19 protein-coding genes are annotated in these 20,329 nt (G+C 69.4%); 5 read left to right on the top strand and 14 right to left on the bottom strand.

The window, feature by feature from the left end; genetic code table 11:
* Positions 1-34 precede the first annotated feature (34 nt).
* Positions 35-2,815 (bottom strand): molybdopterin cofactor-binding domain-containing protein, encoded by a 2,781-nt coding sequence (locus ABZV58_RS04670; RefSeq protein WP_354998782.1) that lies wholly within the window; start codon positions 2,813-2,815, stop codon positions 35-37.
* Positions 2,812-3,669: an FAD binding domain-containing protein gene (locus ABZV58_RS04665; protein WP_354998781.1), complete on the bottom strand. Its 858-nt coding sequence runs from the start codon at positions 3,667-3,669 to the stop codon at positions 2,812-2,814. The genes ABZV58_RS04670 and ABZV58_RS04665 overlap by 4 nt, the downstream gene beginning before the upstream one ends.
* Positions 3,670-3,942: 273 nt before the next feature.
* Between ABZV58_RS04665 and ABZV58_RS04660 the strand changes: the two genes are divergently transcribed.
* Both ABZV58_RS04660 and ABZV58_RS04655 read left to right on the top strand, forming a co-directional pair.
* Positions 3,943-6,567 (top strand): tetratricopeptide repeat protein, encoded by a 2,625-nt coding sequence (locus ABZV58_RS04660; protein ID WP_354998780.1) that lies wholly within the window; start codon positions 3,943-3,945, stop codon positions 6,565-6,567.
* Positions 6,568-6,772: 205 nt separating this feature from the next.
* Positions 6,773-7,159 (top strand): hypothetical protein, encoded by a 387-nt coding sequence (locus ABZV58_RS04655; protein WP_354998779.1) that lies wholly within the window; start codon positions 6,773-6,775, stop codon positions 7,157-7,159.
* A gap of 45 nt (positions 7,160-7,204) precedes the next feature.
* Here ABZV58_RS04655 and ABZV58_RS04650 read toward each other — a convergent pair whose 3' ends face one another.
* Genes ABZV58_RS04650 through uraD form a run of 4 tightly spaced genes read right to left on the bottom strand, consistent with a single transcriptional unit; the run spans position 7,205 to position 10,291 of the window.
* Positions 7,205-8,566, bottom strand: coding sequence for an 8-oxoguanine deaminase (locus tag ABZV58_RS04650; protein WP_354998778.1), 1,362 nt, complete (start codon positions 8,564-8,566; stop codon positions 7,205-7,207).
* Entirely contained in the window at positions 8,563-9,468 is a 906-nt protein-coding gene (pucL, locus tag ABZV58_RS04645) for a factor-independent urate hydroxylase (protein ID WP_354998777.1), read from the bottom strand. Before pucL ends, ABZV58_RS04650 begins: the two co-directional genes overlap by 4 nt.
* A gap of 2 nt (positions 9,469-9,470) precedes the next feature.
* Positions 9,471-9,788, bottom strand: a complete 318-nt coding sequence (uraH, locus tag ABZV58_RS04640) for a hydroxyisourate hydrolase (RefSeq protein WP_354998776.1) — start codon at positions 9,786-9,788, stop codon at positions 9,471-9,473.
* Entirely contained in the window at positions 9,785-10,291 is a 507-nt protein-coding gene (gene uraD, locus ABZV58_RS04635; RefSeq protein ID WP_354999033.1) for a 2-oxo-4-hydroxy-4-carboxy-5-ureidoimidazoline decarboxylase, read from the bottom strand. Before uraD ends, uraH begins: the two co-directional genes overlap by 4 nt.
* A gap of 194 nt (positions 10,292-10,485) precedes the next feature.
* On the opposite strand from uraD, the gene ABZV58_RS04630 reads away from it, so the two are divergent.
* Both ABZV58_RS04630 and ABZV58_RS04625 read left to right on the top strand, forming a co-directional pair.
* Entirely contained in the window at positions 10,486-11,112 is a 627-nt protein-coding gene (locus ABZV58_RS04630) for a nucleotidyltransferase family protein (RefSeq protein ID WP_354998775.1), read from the top strand.
* A complete protein-coding gene (locus tag ABZV58_RS04625; protein WP_354998774.1) occupies positions 11,112-12,152 on the top strand; it encodes an XdhC family protein in 1,041 nt (346 codons plus the stop codon). The genes ABZV58_RS04630 and ABZV58_RS04625 overlap by 1 nt, the downstream gene beginning before the upstream one ends.
* A 7-nt stretch (positions 12,153-12,159) precedes the next feature.
* Here the strand turns inward: ABZV58_RS04625 and ABZV58_RS04620 are convergent, their stop codons facing one another.
* The 4 genes from ABZV58_RS04620 to ABZV58_RS04605 form a co-directional block, all read right to left on the bottom strand.
* Complete coding sequence (locus tag ABZV58_RS04620; RefSeq protein WP_354998773.1) at positions 12,160-13,254, bottom strand: ABC transporter substrate-binding protein; 1,095 nt, start codon at positions 13,252-13,254, stop codon at positions 12,160-12,162.
* 68 nt (positions 13,255-13,322) lie between these two features.
* Positions 13,323-14,120, bottom strand: coding sequence for an ABC transporter permease subunit (locus tag ABZV58_RS04615; protein ID WP_354998772.1), 798 nt, complete (start codon positions 14,118-14,120; stop codon positions 13,323-13,325).
* On the bottom strand, positions 14,117-14,863 hold the full coding sequence (locus ABZV58_RS04610; RefSeq protein ID WP_354998771.1) for an ABC transporter permease subunit: 747 nt from the start codon (positions 14,861-14,863) through the stop codon (positions 14,117-14,119). The genes ABZV58_RS04615 and ABZV58_RS04610 overlap by 4 nt, the downstream gene beginning before the upstream one ends.
* Positions 14,860-15,699 carry an ABC transporter ATP-binding protein gene (locus ABZV58_RS04605; RefSeq protein WP_354998770.1) on the bottom strand — a complete coding sequence of 280 codons (840 nt, stop codon included), beginning with the start codon at positions 15,697-15,699 and terminating at the stop codon, positions 14,860-14,862. The genes ABZV58_RS04610 and ABZV58_RS04605 overlap by 4 nt, the downstream gene beginning before the upstream one ends.
* A gap of 215 nt (positions 15,700-15,914) precedes the next feature.
* Here ABZV58_RS04605 and ABZV58_RS04600 point away from each other — a divergent pair, with 215 nt between their 5' ends.
* Positions 15,915-16,616 (top strand): nicotinamide mononucleotide transporter family protein, encoded by a 702-nt coding sequence (locus ABZV58_RS04600; protein WP_354999032.1) that lies wholly within the window; start codon positions 15,915-15,917, stop codon positions 16,614-16,616.
* Positions 16,617-16,718: 102 nt separating this feature from the next.
* Here the strand turns inward: ABZV58_RS04600 and ABZV58_RS04595 are convergent, their stop codons facing one another.
* The 4 genes from ABZV58_RS04595 to ABZV58_RS04580 all read right to left on the bottom strand — a co-directional run bounded on the left by ABZV58_RS04595 (position 16,719) and on the right by ABZV58_RS04580 (position 20,318).
* A complete protein-coding gene (locus tag ABZV58_RS04595; protein WP_354998769.1) occupies positions 16,719-17,510 on the bottom strand; it encodes a DeoR/GlpR family DNA-binding transcription regulator in 792 nt (263 codons plus the stop codon).
* A 123-nt stretch (positions 17,511-17,633) separates the two neighbouring features.
* Complete coding sequence (locus ABZV58_RS04590) at positions 17,634-18,287, bottom strand: TetR/AcrR family transcriptional regulator (protein ID WP_354998768.1); 654 nt, start codon at positions 18,285-18,287, stop codon at positions 17,634-17,636.
* Positions 18,288-18,558: 271 nt separating this feature from the next.
* Positions 18,559-19,455: a carbohydrate ABC transporter permease gene (locus tag ABZV58_RS04585; protein WP_354998767.1), complete on the bottom strand. Its 897-nt coding sequence runs from the start codon at positions 19,453-19,455 to the stop codon at positions 18,559-18,561.
* Positions 19,452-20,318, bottom strand: coding sequence for a sugar ABC transporter permease (locus ABZV58_RS04580; protein WP_354998766.1), 867 nt, complete (start codon positions 20,316-20,318; stop codon positions 19,452-19,454). The genes ABZV58_RS04585 and ABZV58_RS04580 overlap by 4 nt, the downstream gene beginning before the upstream one ends.
* Positions 20,319-20,329: the final 11 nt, after the last annotated feature.

The raw sequence follows: 20,329 nt of genomic DNA, 5'->3' as shown, positions 1-20,329 counted from the left end.
CTGGCCCGGACGTTCTCCGGCAGCCGTGTCGCGGTCACCGTTCCTCTCCCTCCTGCATGGCGCGCCAAACCCGGTCGGCCGTCATCGGCAGTCGATCGATGCGCACTCCCACGGCGTCGCGGATGGCGTTGGCCAGTGCCGGGGCGACCGGGTTGTACGGTGATTCGCTCATCGATTTCGCGCCGAGCGGTCCGAGTTCGTCGGCGGTGTCGGCGAAGTAGACCTCGGTCGAGGGTAGATCGGCGAGCTGCGGAATGTGGTAATGCCGCAATGTCCGGGTGGTCACGACGCCGTCTTCGGAGCGCATGTCCTCGTAGAGCGACGTGCCGATGGCCTGGGCCACCCCGCCCTCCACCTGCCCGCGGCACTGCACCGGGTTGAGCACGGTGCCCGCATCGGCGGCCTGCACCGACTGCAGAATGCGGACCCGGCCGGTCGCGCGCTCGACCGCGACGCGGAAGGCCTGCACGTTGAAGCTGACCGAGCGCGGGAGGCCCGTGTGCTCACCGTGCGCCACCAGCTCGCCCGCCGCGGCCAGCTTCGCCGGGGGGACCAGCTGGTCGCCGCACCGCACCCCGTCCGGGCCGAGGACGCAGTCGCGAACCGGTGTCCCGGTGAGCTCGGCTGCCCTGGCCAGCATCGAGTCCTTCAGCGCGAGCGCGGCGCGGTAACCGGCGCTACCCGCGACCACGATGCCGGTCGAGCCGAACGCTCCGGTGTCGTAGTCGACGAGGTCCGTGTCCGATTGCCGGACAACGATCCGCGCGGGCTCGGTAGCCAAGGCCGTCGCCGCGAGCTGCGCGTGCACCGTGGTGGTTCCATTGCCGAATTCCGCTGTACCGACTCGAATTTCGTAGCGCCCGTCGGTTCGCAATACGGCGACGGCTGTCGAGCGATGGCCCCGCGGCGGGATGGTGGCGATCATGGACAACGCCATCCCCTCGCCCACCGACCACCCCGGGCCCGGAGCAGTTGTCCCGTTGCCGCGCAGCAAAGCTCGTTGCGCGAGGTCGAGGCACTGGTCCAATCCGTAGCTGCCGAACACCAGATCGCCAGCCTCCACCTTCGCGCCGGTGAACGGGTCACCCGGCACGACCACGTTGCGCCTGCGGAATTCGAACGCATCGATGCCGAGTTCTCGGGCCAGTTCGTCGAGCGCCGACTCGACGGCGAAGATGATCTGCCCGAGGCCGTAGCCGCGGAACGCGCCGGAGGGCACGTTGTTGGTGTAGACCGCGCTGGCGTCCACGCGCTTGTTCGCGCACCGGTACACCTCGATGGACTCGCTCACCCCGTGATACATGACGCCCGCGCTGTGATTGCCGTACGCGCCCGCGTCGGACAGCACGTCGATGGCCAGTGCGGTGAGCACGCCGTCCTCGTCCGCGCCCGCGGTGACGGTGACGCGCATCGGATGCCTGCTGGTCGCCGCGATGAACTCGTCCGAGCGGGTGTACTCGTACTGCACCGGACGCCCCGTGCGCAGCACCGCCAGCGCGACGAGATCCTCCACGAGCATTTCCTGTTTGGCGCCGAACCCGCCGCCGACCCGGGCCGCGAAAACCCGCACCCGCTCCGGCGCCAGCCCGAAGATGTGGCACAGCTCCTCGCGGACCAGGAAGGGCACCTGCGTGCTGCACCGGAGGACGAGCCTGCCCTCCTCGTCCAGCCAACCTATGCCGCAGTGTGTTTCGAGGTGCACGTGCTGTCCACGCGGCGAGTGCCACGTCCCGCGCACCACCCGCGCCGCGGCGGCCAGACCGGCGTCCATATCGCCGACGCCGCCGTGTAATTCGGCGACCAGATTGCGGTCACGATCGGCGATCCGCGCCGAATCCGGCTTGTCGCCGTGCAGTTTCGGCGCGCCCTCGGTGAGCGCCTCCGCCGGATCGAACACGGCGGGCAGCGGCTGGTACGAGACGCGCAGGGCGCGGCATCCCGCCGACGCGATCTCCATACTGTCGGCGACCACGGCGGCCACGCGCTGGCCGACGAAACGCACCGTGCGGTCGAGGACGAAGGTGTCGTCCGGGTCGTCGGCGCGCCACTTGTGCCTTGCTGTGGAGAACGGCACGGCGGGGGCGTCGGCGTAGGTCAAGACGGCGTGCACGCCCGGAATCGCCTCGGCGGCGGCGGTATCGATGGAGATGATGCGCGCGTGCGGGTGTGGACTCGGCAGTACCGCGATGTGCAGTGGTGCGGTCGGAGGCGCCGCGGGGTCGTCGGCGGAGGGGAGGACATCGAGAGTGAACGGCTCGGCGCCGGTGACGATTCGAGGTCCGGCCGGAGCGCCGTAGCCGCGCCCTCCCGGTCCACCCCCGCCGCCGTCGACCCGCCGAAGTCGATCGGGCGCAACCACTTCGGCAGCCTCGACTTGCCCTTCGGTCAGGGCCGCACGAATCGGCCTATAACCGGTGCAGCGACACAGATTTCCCTTCAACAACTCCGGCAGGTCTTCGGGATCCGGCCCGGCCTCGGTCCCGCATCCCAATCCCGCGGCCGTCACCACCATGCCCGCCGTGCAGAACCCGCACTGGAACCCCGCTTCCTCGATGATTCGCCGCTGCACCGGGTGCAATCGATCCGGCGCACCGAGCCCCGCCGCCGTGATGATCGACAGGTCGGCCGCGCGGTAAGCCGGAATCAGACACGAGTGCACCGTCTTTCCGTCGATCCGCACCGAGCACGCACCGCAATCGCCCGCGTCGCACCCCTTCTTCACCGCGAAGAACCCGTGCTCGCGCAGTAGCGTGCGCAGGCACTGTCCCGGGCGGGGTTCGGCGTCGACGGTGCGGCCGTCGATCTCGAATCTCACGGCTGCCCACCGGATTCGGCGCGCAGCTCCGCGGCGACTTCCACGGCGAGCAGTCCCGCGACATGTCTGCGCCAGTCCGGCGACCCGTGCGGATCGTCGAACCACAGCGCCGAATCGATCCCCGCCACCGCCGCCACCACCTCGCGATCCTCCGGCACGGCGTGGAAATCCAGCACGACCGGACGGGTAGTCGCCGCCGTGAGCGTCAGCACGCACCGACCGTCGGCCTCGCGCCGCCCCATCAGCAGCGCACCGGAGCGCCCGAGCGGCGCGAGCGCAATTTTTCGAATGGCCGTGCGCGCCAGCAGCGCCCGCTCTGGCACGACGACCGAGCGGAGCACCTCGCCCGCCCGCAGCGCGGAAAGTCCCGGCCCGATCGCGAACTCCCGCAGCGGAATCCGGCGCTCGCCGCCGTCGGCCGCCCACACCAGTGCGACTCCGTCGAGCGCGGTCAGCGCGGCGAGCACCGCACCGGCGGGCAGGGCGAGACACACGTTCCCCCCGACGGTCGCGCTGTGCCAGATCTTGTGCGAGGCCACCAGCGCCCGGCAGGCGGGTGCGAACAGCGCGGTCCCCGGCCACCGCGGCCACCGCGCGTCGCCACCGAGCTCGCGGCCCGGCGCGGCACCGGCGAACTCGGCCAACGTGCAGGTCGCCGCGATTTCCAACCCTCCGGCGGTGGGGGTGAAGGCAGGCCAGCCGAGCGCGGTGATATCCACCAACCGGTGCAGCTGCGGCTGCGGCTCCGAGAACAGGAACGTACCCCCCGCCAGCACCCCGGTCGCCCCGCCGACACTCGCCAGGTCGGCCCGCTCCCGGGCCACCACCACCGCACGGATCGTGTCCAGGTCCACGTCTCACCTCGCTCCACAGCACCTGCCGCCACAGTAAGCGCCCGGAGTTGCCGCGGTGTTGCGCGACACCCGTCTCGGATTGCGCGGCCGTTACCTCGATGGTCCTCCGTGGGCGCGGCGAAGGCGCACGCGGCGGCCGGATCGCGGCGCGACCGGCGGCGACGTACTTGACCATGGGAAAAAGCCGCTGCTACCAAGGAGTTGTCCGGATCGGCGACACGCGCGAAAGCCTTACGGTCCGGGCGGACACCTACAGCAGCGGGGAGGTGCTCGGTGGACCGAGCCGTCCGACCGGAACCACGGCCAGGAGGCGGGTACGGCGCCGCCGAACGCCGCCGGATCAGGGCCTTTCTGGCCGGTCTCGGGCTGACCGAGCATCAACTGCTGGAACCGCTGGCGGCGGAGCTGCGCCAGCGCGGCTGCCGTCCGCGCCAGGCTTGGCGACTCGCCAACGAACTGACCCAGAGCGCCGTCGCCGACCACTACAACCGGATCACCGACAACCCCCAGGCCACCATGCGGGCGAGCCGGATCTCCGAGTACGAGGCCTGGCCCGCGGCCGGCGCGTCCGTTGCCCGGCCGACTCTCCGCGTGCTCGAGGTCCTCTCGACCATCTACGGAACCAGCTGGGAACAACTGGTCGATCTCGCCGATCTCGAACTGATGCCCGCCGCCGAACGCCTCGAATTCCAGAAGGCCGTCGCCCGTCGCTCCGACGACCGGACGCGTCCGTCGGTCAGCACCGGCCTACCGCCGGAGGTCCCGCATTTCACCGGCCGCGCGGGGCCCAAGAAGGAGCTGCGCGATCGTGTCCAGCGGCATCTGCGCGGCGAGGGGCCCGCGGTGCACGTCATCGACGGACTCACCGGCATCGGAAAGACCGCGCTGGCCCGCTATGCCGTGGTGGCCTTCGCCGAGCACTACCCGGACGGCACGATCTGGGCGGACCTGCACGGCCATACGGTCGGGCGCGATCCCCGCCTGGCCACCGACGTGCTGGAACAGCTGCTGCTCGAGATCGAGATCCCGCGCGAACGGATCATGGACGATCTCACCGGCCGAGCCACGCAGTGGCGGGCCGCCATGCACCAGCGCCGCATGCTCATCGTGTTCGACAACGTGCTCGACAGCGCGCAGGTGCGACTACTGCTGCCGCAGGCCCCCGGCTGTCTCGTCCTGATCACCAGCCGCGGAAAGCTCACCGGTCTCGCCGAGGCGGCGCCGCTCCATCTGGACGTGATGGGCTGGCGCGAAGCCGAGGAATTGCTGGTGAAGCTGGGCAATCTGCCGTCGCGATACAACCGCGACGCGGTCCGCCAGATTCTGGAGACATCGGGCCGACTGCCGCTGGCGATCCGACTGATCGGCGGCCAGATCGCGCACCACGGCGTGGATCTGCTCGCCGAGAGCGCGGCCGAATTCGCCACCAGGGCAGAGGAACTCAAGGCCACCCAGGGCCCGCAAGAATTCGGGGAATCGGTCGCCGCCTACATCCTGGACCGGTTCGCCGCCGAGGACGAATCCCTGCGCGCCGCCTTCGAGACTTCTTACCAGCGACTGCAAACACCTGCGCAGCGCCGCGGGGTGCGGATGCTCGGCTGGTTCCCCGGGCCGGAGATCACAGCGGAATCGCTGGCCACGATGGCGAAAACGACACTCGGCGAGGCCAAGACGCTGATCAGGCAGATGTTCGAAGCGGGGTTCCTCGACCCGGCCGAGGGCGGGCCCGGCGGCTCGCGCTACCGGATGCACGACCTGACCCGGCTGCTCGCCCGGCTGCACGCGGAACGCGACGCCGCGCCCGGCGAACACGCGGTCGTGCTCGAGCGCCTGATCGCCGCGGGCCTCGCGGTGGCCCGCCGCGTCGGCCCGCAGCGTTCGTCCGTCTCGCGGTGGGGTCCCACCTATCCGGCCGCGAACGGGGGCGGCAGTGCGGTGGAGCAGGCGGTGGCCTGGCTGACCAGAGAGCGGGAAATGCTGCTCGGCTGCATCGGCGCCACCGGACCCACCGTCGCGGCCGCCGAACTCGCCATCCTGCTCGGGACCGATCTGTTCGGCGAGGGCCACTGGTCGGACGCGCAGTGGCTCTACCTTCGAGCGCTGGACATGGCCACCGCACTCGCGGACCCGGCCATCGAGTGCGACGCGCTCAACGGCCTCGGCCACGTGGAGCGAATGGCCTGCGCGTATCGCACCGCGCACGACTATTTCGAACGGGCTCTGACCATCGCGCGCGACCTCGGCGATCCGGAGCGGCTGGCCGTGACCATCTGGGGCTATGCCGAAGTGATCCGGCGTACCGGCGATTTCGAACGGGCCAGGCAGAACTACTCCGACGCCGCTGTCATCGCGCTGCGCACCGGGAACGCCAAACTGCACGGCGACGCGGTGCGGGGCCAGGGACACATCGAACGAATGACCGGGAACCATGTCGCGGCGCAACGGCACTATCAGGAGGCGCTGCGGATCGCGCGGCGGATCGGCGACCGCGCTGGCGAATGCTGGTCGCTGTGGGGACTCGGCAATATCGCCCGGAAGTCCGGTGAATACGACTCCGCACGTGGGGATTTCATCGACGCGTACCGCATCGCGGCGGACATCAACGATGCCCTCTGCCAGGTCGACACGCTACGCGGCCTCGGTCACGTCGAACGCCGTTTCGGCGAATACGAATCGGCGCGTGACTATTACGCGAAATCGCGCGAACTGGCCCAGCGGATCCGCGACCCGCACGGCGAGGCGGACGCGTTGCAGAGCCTGGGGAATGTGCTCGCCGACATGGGCAGCGAAGCGGAAGCTCGCGACAACCTCTGCGCCGCGCTGGCACTGTACGAACAATTGGGTGTACAACTGACCGAACGAACTCGCGCCGATATCGGCAGGTTCGACTGCCGGTGAACGGCTCCGCTCGAAGGACGCGAACGGCAGAGCTGCGGTCACCGTTGTGATATTTCATTATCTTCAGCCCTGTTTCGCCTGGTCAGCACGATGAGTCGGCCGGAAGAATCCGCCCGCGGAAATGGATCGCTTCGCATGGCCCGCCCGTGACATCGTTGAGGGCAGTGGACGAAAGGAGCCGCGGCGACCGAAAGGAGTTCGCGCGATGGCGATTACCGCTACCGAATGGCTGATAACGAGTGACGTCGCACTGGAGGCGGCGTTCCGGGTGGACGTTCCGGAACCGAGCAGGGGTCGCTGGGTGTTGTCCTACCTCCCGACCGACTGGCGGGTGACCAGGGAGCAGGCGCTGGTCGGCGTCGCGCTCGCGGAGATGATCCTCTTGGACCAACCGCATTCGGGGGAGTACTTCGACCTCGAAGTAGGCCGACTGCACGCCGCGCAGCTCGGGCTGACGCTGCACGAGGTCATGTGCTTGCTCGCGCTGCGTGCCGACGGGAACGCCGACGCGCTGTGGTGCCCGCCCAACGACGCGGGCCATTGCGACTCCGCGCCCACCGTCGCGGAGGGGACGGCAGTGTCCGCGGTCTGACGACGGGATCGGGCAGCCCACCCGATCCCGTTGTCGCCCAATGCTTCACCGAGCCTTGGCGATGAGGGCGGTTTGGGCGCACGCCACGGCGCGGCCCACCGCTTCCTCGTCCACCGTGCGCACCTTCCCGTCGCGCACCACCTCGCGGCCGTTCACGATCAGGGCGGCCAGCGGGGGCGGGGAGCCGAGGATCAGCGCGGTGACGGGGTCGTCGATGCCCGCGTGGGCCGGGGTGTCCATGCGCCAGAGGGCCAGGTCGGCGAGCTTTCCGGGTTCGAGCGAGCCGATCTCGGCGGCGCGGCCGAGGACCCGCGCGCCGCCCATGGTGGCCAGCTCGAGCGCGGTCCGCACGGTCATGGCGCGGGGGCCGTTGGCGACGCGGGAGTAGAGCAGGGCGTTGCGTGGCTCCTCGATCATCGAGCCCGCCTCGTTGCTCGCGGCACCGTCGACGCCGAGTCCGACCGCGACGCCCGCGGCGAGCAGATCGGGAACCCGGGCGATGCCCGCGCCGAGGCGTCCGTTGGACGTGGGACAGTGCGCGACGCCGGTGCCGGTGCGGGCGAGGGTGGCGATCGCGGCGTCGTCGAGGTGGACGGCGTGCGCGTACCAGACGTCCGCGCCGATCCAGTCGAGCCGCTCCAAATACTGTGCGGGAGTGCAGCCGTGGGTGGCGGCGCAGTAGTCCTGTTCGTCCATGGTTTCGGCCAGATGGGTGTGCAGGCGCACCCCTTCGGCCCTGGCCAGTGCGGCGGACTCGCGCAACAGGTCGGCCGTCACCGAGAACGGTGAACACGGCGCGAGCGCGATCCGGACCATGGCGTCGAAGGAGGGGTCGTGCCAGCGCGCGATCGCGTCGGCGCTCGCGGCGAGTATGGCGTCCAGCGATTCGACCACGGAGTCGGGCGGCAGACCGCCCGCGCTCGCGCCGAGGTCCATGGCCCCGCGACAGGGATGGAAACGCAACCCGACCGTCGCGGCCGCGGCGATCTCCGCGCCGAGCAGGTCACCACCGTCGCGCGGGAACAGGTAGTGGTGGTCGGCGGTCGTGCTGCACCCGGTGCGCGCGAGGGCGGCCAGCGCGCCGGTGGCGGCGATCCGCACCGATTCCTCGTCGATGCCCGCCCAGATCGGATAGAGCGCGGTCAGCCAGTCGAACAGGCTCTCGTCGGCGGCCAGACCCCTGGTGATCCACTGGTAGAGGTGGTTGTGAGTGTCGACAAGGCCGGGAGTCAGCAGGCAGCCGCGGCCGTCGATGCGCGGGGCGTCCACCTCGGGCGCGTCGCCCGGCCCGACCGCGCCGATCCGGTTGCCGTGCACCACCACGTGGCCGCGCCGATACTCGGTGCCCGCCGCGTCCACGGTGGCCACCGCGCAGCCGTCGATCACCAGGGTCGCCGCCTGGCTCACGGCGCCCACGCCTGCCCGGCGTCCGGCGCGTCCGCGCGCGCCACGGTCGCCTCGATGAGGCCGTACGGACGGTCGGCCGCGTAGTACACCTCGCCGCGGTTCTCGATGCCGAATCCGGCCAGGTCGTAGTCGAAGTGGTGCTTGTTGGGCGCGCTGAGGCGGATCTCGGCCAGTACCGGGAACGCCTCCAGCACCGCCTTGCCCATCTCGAACAGCGTCTGCTGCAAGGCTTTCGAATAGTGCGTGGCGAAGACCGCGACCAGCCGCGCGCGAATACCGGTGTAGGCCGCGTCCCAGTCCACGCCCTCGGTGTCGGCGAAGCGCCAGCGCGCGAACAACGAGGTGGCAAGCATGCGATCGCGGGTCGGCTCCAGCACGGTGAACTCGTCGGTGAGGAAGTCGGCGAATTCCGAATCCGTCGACTTCAGGATGATCAGATCCTTGACGCCGCCGATCACCCAGGCGCGCTGCGAATCTCCCGTACCGGCCACGGTGATCCGCGCGGTGCGGACCTCGGGACCCTGCCGCGTCCAGGTGAAGTCGTGCTCGGCGCCATCGACCGAGACCCGTTGCCAGGCATATTCGTCCACCTCCACGGTGGCGCTGTCGACCGGCTCGATGTCGTCGACGAAATGCCGGGCCAGCGCCAGCGCGTAATCCTCGACGGGTTGCAGGCCGGGCTTCTTCGCGTAGGCGTAGGCGGTCTGCTTCTGGCTGTCGGTGGGCAGCACCTTGGACTGGTCGCCCGCGGTGTAGGCGGCGGCGAAATCACCGCGCAGCACCGTGGAGACGTTCACGTCGCGGATCTCGTGGCGCGGACCGTCGCGGTAGATCCGGACGATCCGGTTCTCCGCCTTGCCGTATCGGTTGTCGGACAGCACGATCGGGCCGGACAGTGTCATGTTCAGCTCCCTCGGTAGGTGGAGAAGGCGAACGGCGAGAGCAGCAGCGGGACGTGATAGTGCCGCTCTTCGGCGACCACGAACGCGATGGAGACCTCCGGGTAGAACGTGTCGATTCGCTGGTGCCCGAAGTACGTTCCGGTGTCGAAGACGATGCGGTAGACGCCCGGTGCGAGATCGGCTCCCAGGCCGTCGATCCGGCCGTCGTCGTCGGTCGCGCCCGCGCCCAGCAGCGCGTCGCCGGAATACAGGGTGACCGCCAGGTCGACTGCTGGCACACCGCGCACCGCGTCCAGCACGTGCGTACTCAAAGTACTCATGCCTGCACCTCGCCCAACAATCGCCGCAGCCGGATTCGGTTGATCTTCGCCAATTCGGTTCGCATCACAGCCCTTTCGGTAGCCGGATCGTTGTGCAGCCGAGCGGTGAGCAGGTCGAGCAGTTCCGCGCCGGATCTGCCGGTCGCGCAGACGAGATACCGGTGACCGAAGCGCTGTTCGTAGGCGCGATTGCCTTCGGCCAGCGCCGCGCGCACCGAATCGGCCGCCTCCGCCACCCCGGACTGCTCCCGGGCCGAGTCCGCGCTGTCCGTCCGGTCGCCGATGCGCGGATGCCCGGCAAGCGCGCGGTCGATCTCGTCCTCGGGAAGGGTGGCGAGCACGGCGTCGGCTGTCTCGTACAGGCGCTCGGCGCTGCGGTACGGCCGCCCGGCGAGCACTCCGCGAACCCAGGCGGGCGAGGCACAACAAGCCAGCAACGCGTCGGTGGCCGCCGCGTTGGACAGCGCGTCGAATCCGGTGATTCCGGCCGCCTCGTCCGTCACCGAACCAGCATCGAATACGGCGAGCCCGCGCGCCACCAGAAGGACGGAGATCACCGTCGGCGTGTCGGACGACCGCAGCCGCCGTCGCCGTCCGAGCGAAGGGGCGGGCTCGCCTCTCGCGGTTACGCCGCACCCCAGCTGTCCGGCACTTTCCGGTAACCCACCGGCAACTCGCGCGGTCTAGCGTGGGACTCGTGGCTGCATCGGATCACGCCGGGAACGCTCCGGTCGCCCGCGCGGGTTGCGCGGGCATCGTGCTCGCCGCGGGCGCGGGCACCCGCTACGGCCGCCCCAAGGCGCTGGCCGAGGGCGGCGCCTGGCTGCGCGCCGCGGTGCGCGCACTGCGGGACGGCGGCTGCGATCCGGTCATCGTGGTGCTCGGAGCCACCGGACCCGCACCGGAGACGGTCGATCTGCCCCCGGACGCGGTGCCCGTCTGGGCGCCCGACTGGGCGACCGGCATCGGCGCCTCACTACGGGCCGGGCTGCGCGCTGCGGAGCGGACCCGGGCGCGAGCCGTCGCGATCATGCCGGTGGACACCCCCGACGTCGGCGCCGACGTCGTCGCGCGGGTACTCGCGGCGGAGCGGGCGGCGCCGAGCGGGCTGGCCCGCGCTGTGTTCCATACCACACCCGGCCACCCCGTTGTGATCGACCACAAGCACTGGACCTCGGTGCATGCGGAAGCCGTAAGAGATTCGGGAGCGCGTACCTATTTGTCCAGTAGAGACGATATGGTGTGCGTCACGTGCGACGATTTGGCGACGGGAAGGGATCATGACTTCCCGGCCTCGACGCACGCTGATCGGAGCGGAAACTGATGCGCGACATCGTCGATGACCTCATGCGGGTATGGCACTCGGGCCGGATCGGTGGCCTGGCCACCGTCGTGCGGACCGTGGGTTCGGGGCGGCTGCCGGTGGGCACAGCGATGCTGGTCGACGCCAACGGCGCCGTCTACGGATCCGGACTGGGCGGCTCGGTGGAGGCCGCGATGCACGAGGCCGCGGTGACCGCGGCGCGCACCGGGCAGCGCGCCATGCACCGCCTACCCGTGCCGCCCGGCGAACCAGGCATGGAGGCGGGCGGCATGATCGACGTCTTCGCCGAGCCGTTCTCCCGGCGGGACTTTCCCGAATTCCCCACTGTCGCATCCGAAATCGCGGCGCACCGGCGAGTTACGGTGTTCACCGTGGTATGGAACCCAGACCCCGACGTGATCGGCCAGCACCTGATCACCGGCCAGCGGCACAACACCGAACTGGTGGCGCTGCCCGAATCGGACGTGTTCATCTCGTCCTTCGCCCCGCCGCCGCGGCTGATCATCTTCGGCGCCAACTCCTACGCCGCGGCGCTGACCGTGCAGGCCCGACTGCTCGGCTACCGCGTCACCATCTGCGATTCGCGCGAGGAGTTCGCCACGCCCGACGCCTTCCCCGGCGCCGAAGTGGTGGTGGACTGGCCGCACCGCTACCTGAACACCCTGTCAGCAGCGGGCGAAATCGACTCCACCACAGGCATTGTCGTGCTGGCGCACGATCCGAAGTTCGAAATCCCGTTGCTCACCGTGGCTTTGCGCTTGCCGGAGCTCGGCTACCTCGGTGCGGCGGGCTCGTACTCGGCGCACGCACGGCGCCTGGACGACCTGCGGGCGGGCGGTTTCGACGAGACGACGCTGTCGCGCCTGCACTCCCCCGCGGGCCTGGACGTCGGCGCGCGCACGGCGGCCGAAACCGCCGTGGCCATCGCCGCCGAACTGCTGGCCGCCCGATCGGGGCGATCGGGGCGTCAGCAGTCCGGGAACGCCGAGGTGATCCACGCAGAGCAGGCGTTCGGCGCCAGGGCCACCGTCGGCTTGTGACGGGCGCTCAGCCCTTCAGTCCGGGGTTCTCCGCGTAGACCTCGCGCAAGACCGAGAGGTCGAACAGCTGGTCGGCCTCGATGTCGATCTTCGCGGTGCGCAGCGCGGCGATGTTCTGTTCGATCAGCGCGTCGGTCATGGTGAGCAGACCGTTCGCGGCGGTGTCGGCGGAGACCACCAGGTCGTTCTGCGCGATGGCCTCCTCGGTCTGCTCGGCCAGGTCGAGGTTCAGGTCCTTGCCGTACGTCTCGACCGCGAGGCGCGCCGATTCGGCCGGTGCGGCGACCGCGTCCTTCCACCCTCTGATCTCCGCCGTGAGGAACGCCTTCAGCTTCTCGCGCTCGTTGTCGATGGTGGACTGCTTCACCGTGAGCGTCTCCGCGACCAGCGGCAGGCCGAAATCGGCGAACAAGAAGTGCGCGTTCGGAAAACCTTTGGCGGCGAGCGTGATCGGCTCGTTCGTCACGTAACTGACCCAGCCGTCCACCTCGCCGTTGGCCAGCGGCGTTGGGTCGAACTGCGCGGGCACGATGGTCACATCGCCCGGCTTCATGCCATTGGCGGTCAACAACGCGGTGAAGATGAGCTGATTGGTGTCCTGCACGCCGATCTTGCGGCCCTTCATGTCCTGCGGGGAGTTGATGGGCTTGGCCGCGGAGCTGACGATCGCGAACGGATTCTTCTGGTAGGTGGTCGCGACGATCTTGGCGGGCAATCCCTCGAGGATCGCGGGCGCGGTGGTCTGCGGCGCCGAGAGCCCGAGCCACACCTTTCCGGTGTCGAGACCGGCCTCCACCGACGTGCTCGCCGCGCCCCCCGCCAGCAGATTCACCGAGCCGAACCCGGCCTCCCGGAAATAGCCGCGGGAATCGGCGAAATACTCGCCCGCGAATTCGATGTTCTTGATCCAGGACAGCTGGATCGCCACGGTGCCGAAGCGGGAGCCGTCCGGGATGGAACCACTCGACGAGCCGCCCGCGTCGTCGCCGCAGGAGGCGAGCGCGCCGACGCCGCCGAGTGCGGCTCCCGTGAGTGCCGAATAACGAAGAAAGGACCTGCGGTTCAGGTTCGCCCCGAACGAAGAGCGTTGCGCGGGTGTCATGGGCTGAATTTAGGGGGATTCGGTTTCGTTTTCTTTGCTTTCAGGTTCCCAATACCGAATCGCGACGATCAGTCGCGTCCGGCATCGGGGCCGAACCGGGCCAGCACCAGGTTCTCGACGACGCCCACGATCGCGTACAGCAGCACCGACACCAAGGTGACGATCACGATGGACGCCCACAGCTCGTTGTACCGGAACGTGGGTATCGCGCGGATCAGGCTCGCTCCGAGACCTGTTCCGCTGCCGAGCCATTCGCCGATCAACGCACCGATGAGCGCCCCCGGCACCGAGATTCGCGCGGCCGCGAACACGGCGGGCAGCGCCGCGGGCATTGCCACCATCCGCAGCGCCGTCCAACGCGAACCGCCGTACGCCGCAATCAGTTCCATCGCCTGGCGGGGCGCGCTGCGCAGTCCGGTCGTGATCATCACCAGGGCCGGGAAGAGCACGACGATCGCGGCCATCACGGTCACCCCGCCCACCCCGCGGCCGAATACCAGCACGATGATCGGCGTGAGCGCCACCAGCGGCACCGAACGCAGCAGCATCGCCACCGGCATGAACGTGTGCTCCACGGTGCGGAACGACACGAACAGGGCGGCGAGCGCGATGGCCGCCGCCATGCCGACGCCGAAGCCGAGCGCCGCGTCGCGCAGCGTGATCTGGAGGTTGTCGAGGATGGCCGCGCGCGCTTGCGGTGCGCCGGGCGAGGTGACCAGATAGCGCCACACATCGCCGGGAGTCTTGCCCACCCGCGGACCCACCTGCGGGAAGGCCGCCAGGAACGCCCACCAGATGACCAGCATCAGCAGCAGCGAGGTGACGAGCGGGAACAGGAACGCGCCGAGGCGACGCAGGACGGTCATCGCACCTCCTCCCCGGTCCATGGCGTGACCAGCCGCGCCACCAGCGCCACGATCGCGTAGCCGAGACCGGCCAGCGCCGCGGCGGCCAGCGCCATCCCCCAGGTACGCGGCACGTTGTAAGCGGTCTGCGCGGCGGTCAGCGCGACGCCGATCCCGCTGTCCACGCCGCCCAGATACTCCCCGATGATCGCGCCGAGCACGGCCGAGGGCGCGGCGATCTTCAACGCCGCGAACGTATTCGGCAGCGCGGCGATCAGCTGAACCCGGTACAGCCGTTGCCAGCGCCCGCCGCCGTAGGCGCGCACCAGCTCCAGGCTCGCCCGATCGGCCGAGCGCAGACCGGCGAGAGTGCCGACCATCGTGGTGAAGAAGCAGTACATCGCGGCGAGGAACACTGTTGGCGAGCGTCCACCGAAGACGACCAGAATGATCGGGCCGAGCGCGAGCAGCGGCGTGCAGTAGGACAGGATCGCCAGCTGGGTGGCCAGCGATTCGAATTGCGGGATCAGCGCCACCGTGACCGCGAGGCCGATGGCCAGCGCGTTGCCCCAGAGGAAGCCCTTCAGCGCGCCGATCGCGGTGATCTCGAAGTTCGGGCCGTACAGCTGCCAGCCGTCGACATACATCGTGTGCACGACCCGCCACGGACTCGGGATGGTGCCGCCCGCGAGGCCGAGCGCCGCGGCGAGCCACCACACCCCGACGAGGCCGAGGATGCCGAGCAGCCCGCCGAGCCGCTTCACGACGCACCGCCCGCGTCGGGGGCTTGGACGCCGCGTTCGAAAGCGACGCCGCCCGCACCGGTCTTGCCGAACAGCAGTTCGGAGAGATAGTCGGACAACTTGTGGAATTCCGGGGTGCGCATCATCTCCGGCAGGCGCGGCCGCGGCAGATCGATCTCCACCAGCTCGAGCACGCGGCCCGGGCGCGGGCTCAGCACCGCCACCACGTCGGAGAGGAAGACCGCCTCGGCGATGCCGTGCGTGACCATCAACGTGGTCGCGGGCTTCTCCGTCCAGATCCGCAGCAACTCCAGATTGAGCTTCTGCCTGGTCATGTCGTCCAGCGCGCCGAAGGGCTCGTCGAGCAGCAGCACAGTCGGCTGCACGACCAGCGCACGCGCGATGGACACGCGCTGCCGCATGCCGCCGGACAGCTGCGCGGGTTTGGCCTTCTCGAAGCCCTCCAATCCCACCAGCGCGACGAGGTCGGCGATCTGCGCGGGATCCGGTTTCAGACCGGCCACCTGCAACGGCAGCTTGATATTGGATTCCACCGAGCGCCACGGCAGCAACGCCGCATCTTGGAACGCGATGCCGAGTTCGTGGCGGCCACGCAGTTGCGCGGGCGTCTGGCCGTCGATCAGCGCGGTGCCCGCGGTCGGCTTCTCCAATCCGGCCAGAATCCGCAGCACGGTGGACTTTCCGCAGCCGGAAGGACCGAGGAGCGACAGGAACGTGCCCTGCTCGGTGTGCAGATCCACGCCGTCCAGCGCGTGCACCGTGCGCCGCCCGGCACGGAAGGACTTGCTCAGCCCGCTGATGTGGATACCGGTCCCCCCGGCGTGCTCGGTGTTCATTCGGTCACGATAGAAGGGCTCGATTGCACCGACATTGCGATTCGCGTGGCCAGATTGCGCAATCGTTACGCGCCGAGGGTATTTCGCGGACGGGTGCGAACCGGTGGCCGACCGTGCGCCAGACGAGCGCCGCCCGGGTTGGGACCTTTCGTATCACGCCGAGCGAAACCCGCTCCTCGCGGATGAGATCGCTCCTCCCGCTCGTTGCACACCAGGTGGACCCGCTCAGCACCCTGCTCGACGCCGAACTGCACATCGCGGGCTCGGCCATCCTCTGGCGCGAGATCATCGGCAACGGGTTCGGGCTGGCCGCCGCGGTGGGCGGCATGCGGCGGCGGGTGTGGGCGTGGCCGGTGGGCATCGCGGGCAACGCGCTGCTTTTCACCGTCTTCGTCGGCGGCGTCTTCAACACACCGCAGCAGTTGAACATGGCCGGGCAGGCGGGGCGGCAGCTGATGTTCATCGCGGTCAGCGTGTTCGGGTGGTGGCAGTGGCATCGGCACGCCCGCCTCGAAACCGGGCTGGAGCACCGCGGCGTGGTGCCGCGTTGGGCCAGCGCCCGCGAACGATGGCTGCTTGTCGCCGCCATGCTCCTCGGCACGGCCGGTTTCGCGCAGCTGTTCGCCTGGATCGGCTCCTACGGCCCGTGGGCGGAGGCCTGGATCTTCACCGGCTCGGTGCTCGCCACCTACGGCATGGCCCGCGGCTTGGCCGAGTTCTGGTTGATCTGGATCGCCGTCGACATCGTCGGCGTCCCGCTCCTGCTGAGGGCGGCCTACTACCCCTCCGCCACCCTCTACCTCGTCTACGCGGGCTTCGTCGCCTGGGGTTTCGCCGTCTGGGTCCGCACCATGCGCACCGAATCGCGGCCCGCCGCATCCGTACCCGTGGCGGCGACACACGTCCCGTCCGACTGATCACGCGGGAATCGCCGCCCTGGTTCAGGGCCAGTGCAAGCACGACGTCCGTGGCGGCGTGCTGGGCGCGGAGAACTCATCACGTCCGCATGCCGCACCGAACTACACGAGGTCCACGCGGACGCCTGCGGCGCGGATGGCGGCGACGGCGGAGGCTTCGGCGTGGGTGTCGGTGACGAGGACGTGGACCTGGTCGATGCCGCAGATGCGGGCGAGGGCGGAGCGTTCGAGTTTGTCGGAGGTCGCGACCACCATGACGTGGCCGGAGCGGCGCACCATCTCGGTGGTCACGCCCGCCTCGTCGATGTGCCTGCACTGCGCGCCGCCCTCGGCGGAAATCGCGTTCACGCCGAGAATCACCGTGTCCAAACGCAATTCGGCTAGGGCGCGCTCGGCCAGCGGGCCGTGCAGTTCGTAGGACTCCCGGCGCGCCACCCCGCCGAGACAGATGGTGCGCAGGTGCGGGCGCAGCACCATCTCGCCCGCGATGTTGAGCGCGTTGGTGACGATGGTGAGCTGATCGTCACCGGAATTGGCCAGATCCGTGCGACCCGCGAGCGCCCTCGCCACCGCCGTGGTGGTGGTGCCGCCGTTCATGCCGACCACCGCGGTCGGGTCGACCAGCGCGGCGGCGTGCTCGGCGATGCGCTGTTTGGCCTCGCCGCCGGTCTGCCGGTAGCGGGCGGGCAGGTCGTAGGCGACCGTCGTCGCCACGACCCCGCCGTGGGTCCGGGTGGCGAGCTGCTGTTCGGCCAGCGCGGTGAAATCGCGGCGCACGGTCGCGGGCGACACCTGGAGCCGCTCGGCGGCCTCCTCCACGGAGAGCCGCCCCGATTCGGCGAGCAGCTCGAGCAGCCGGTTCCACCGCTGCGGACGATCCGTCGGTCCGGTCATCTCACACCGCCCCGACCCGGACGACGTGCCGTTTCTGCATGCACGCGAACAATCTGACCACAGCCACGATGCCAAACCGTAGAGATTCCACGCGCCGGTTGCCAACGTGGACCGCGCGCGGACTCACGGCGCGGCGAGTCCGGAATTGACCACGTAGGCGATTTCCTCGCAGATGTCGTCCAGCGAGATCCGCGCGTCCGGCTGGGTGGTCTGCACCAATTCCTGCGCCAACGAGTTCACCGCGCCGATCACCGCGAGCGCGAACAGGTCGAAGCGCCGTGGTTTGGTCTCGCCGCGCTCGACGGCGCGCTCGGCCTCGGCCATCAGCATCGAGGAGATACGCCCGCGCTGTTCCCTGCGCCATTCCTCCACCGCTTCGCTGACCCCGACCACTTCGACGTAGCAGACCCGCGCGGTTCGCCGGTCGGCGCAGGTCACTTCGAGGTAGGCACGGAAACCGGCGGTCACCCTGCTCGACAGCGGCTCGTTCGCGGTGCGCGCCAGCGCCTCCGCGGCACGGTCGATGGCCTGCATGGTGACTCGATCCACCAGGGCGATCAGCAGCGCCTCGCGGCTGCCGACATCCTCGTAGAAGCTGCGTGTGGAGACGTTCGCGAGGGTGCACAGGCGCTCGATGGAGGTGGTCGCGTACCCCTGGGTGCCGAACAATTCCAGGGCCGAGTCGATCAACCTGGTCCGCCGCTGCGCCACCCGCTGCTCCTTGGACAGGCCCGCGTAATTGCGGCCGTCCTTGGGAGCGCCGTCCTGCCGTGCCACCAATCGATGCTACCGCCGCGGGGGCCTGCCGGCGGGGGCTCGAGAGTAGGGCGATGTCGGTGAGCGGCGAAGAACTGCCAGATGGTCTCCGCCGCGTCGATCTGACGGCTGACCGGGCCGCCAGCAACTCGGGCAGACGCTCGTGGCCGCCGGGCCGACTGTGCCCGCCGTTGGTCACGGGGTAGCGGACGACGTCGACATCACTTGGGCAGGAGGCTGTTTCGATAGTGCCCGGCGTACCTTCCTCGACGCTCGGCTGCGTGACAACTGCTCACTTCACGCTGCCCGCGGTCAATCCCGCGACCAACCGCTTCTCGATGAGCGCGAACAGGATCACCACCGGCACGATGCCGACGGTGGAGATCGCGAACACGTACTGCCATGCGGTGTCGTACTGGCCGACGAACTTGGTCAGCGCCACCGAAAGCGGCTGATTCTCCGGCGTGGTCAGCACCACCAGGCTGGCCGCGAACTCGTTCCAGCAGGCGACGATCGTGAAGATGGTCGCGGTGACGATGCCCGGCCAGACCAGCGGCAGACTGACCTTGGTCAGGATCTGCCAGCGGTTCAACCCGTCGAGCTGGGCCGCCTCCTCGATCTCCACCGGGATCGCGGCGAAGAAGCTGTGCAGGATCCACACCGCGAACGACAGGTTGAACGCGGCGTTCACCAGGATCATGGCCAGCCAGGTGTCGTTGATGCCCAGCGCGAAGAACTGCCGGATCAGGCCGGTCACCAGCACCGTGGGCTGCAACATCTGGGTGATCAACACCAGACCGAGGAACACCGCGCGTCCCGGAAAACGGTGCCGCGCGGTGTGATACGCGGCCGGGATGGCGACGAGCAGCACGAGCACCGTGGCGCTCACCGCGATGACGACGGTGCTGACCATGTTGAACGGCAGCGGCGTCTCGGGGGTGTCCCACATCGTCGCGTAGTTGTCCGGATGCCAGGTCTGCGGCAGATAAGTCGGTGGGATGCGCAGGATCTCGGCCCGGCTCTTCAGCGAGCCGAGCACCATCACGACGAACGGCGTCAGGAAGATCAGCGCGATCACGACGCCGATCGCCGTCAACTCCCAGCGACGGCGCTTCGCCCTTACCGGCGCTTCTTTCGTCGCGGTGGTGGTGTTTCGGTGCGGCACGCGAATCTCGGTCTCGGCGGTCATGCGTCGACCTCCCGCGTCGGCCGGACCAGTTTCACGTAGATCGCGATGATCACCACGATCAGCGCGAAGTTCAGCACGCTCATCGCGGCGGCGGTGTCGATCTGCTGGTTCTGCCGGATCAGCTTGAACGTCAGCGTCGTCGTGGTGTCCGCGGAGAAACCCGCGATGCTGCCGGTGATCACCTGCAGAATCGGCAGCGAATTGAACACGTTGATGATGTTGACGACGGTGGCGACCGCGATGGCCGGGCGCAATTGCGGCAGCGTGAGGTGGCGGTACCGCTGCCACGGACCCGCGCCGTCGACCCGGCCCGCCTCCTCGATCTCGGCCGGAATCGATTGCAGCCCAGCCAGAATCGTGTAGGTGGTGAACGGTATCGAGACGAACACCGCGACGCCGATCGCCACCAGGAAGGCCTGCGTCGGCTGCTTGGTGAACCCGTAACCGCGATCGAGCAGCCCGATGTCGACGAGGAACCGGTTGGCGATGCCGACGTCGGGATCGAGCATGTAGTAGAAGATCGTCGTCGTCATCACCACCGAGGCGGCCCACGGCACCAGGATCGCCATCCGCACGGCGGTGCGGCCGGGGAAGTCCTTGTTCAGGAACTGGGCGAGCCCGGCCGAGAGCACCAGGGTGATCAGCACGACGCTGACCACCCAGACCACGGTGTGCGCGAGCACCGTGCCGAGTTCGCCGATGTCGAACAGGGCGCGGAAGTTCGCCAGCCCGGCGGGCCCGCGGTCCTGACCGTAGGCGCTGAGGTCCCTGGTGCTGGTCCACAGCATGTAGCCGACCGGGAACGCGACGATGGCCACGATCAGCAGCAGGGCGGGCCCGAGCCACGGGACCGCCCTCAGCATCGCATTGCGCC

It is taken from the genome of Nocardia sp. NPDC004654 (genome assembly GCF_040609595.1).
In the GTDB taxonomy this organism is placed as follows: domain Bacteria; phylum Actinomycetota; class Actinomycetes; order Mycobacteriales; family Mycobacteriaceae; genus Nocardia.
This window is presented reverse-complemented; position numbering and strand designations above follow the sequence as displayed.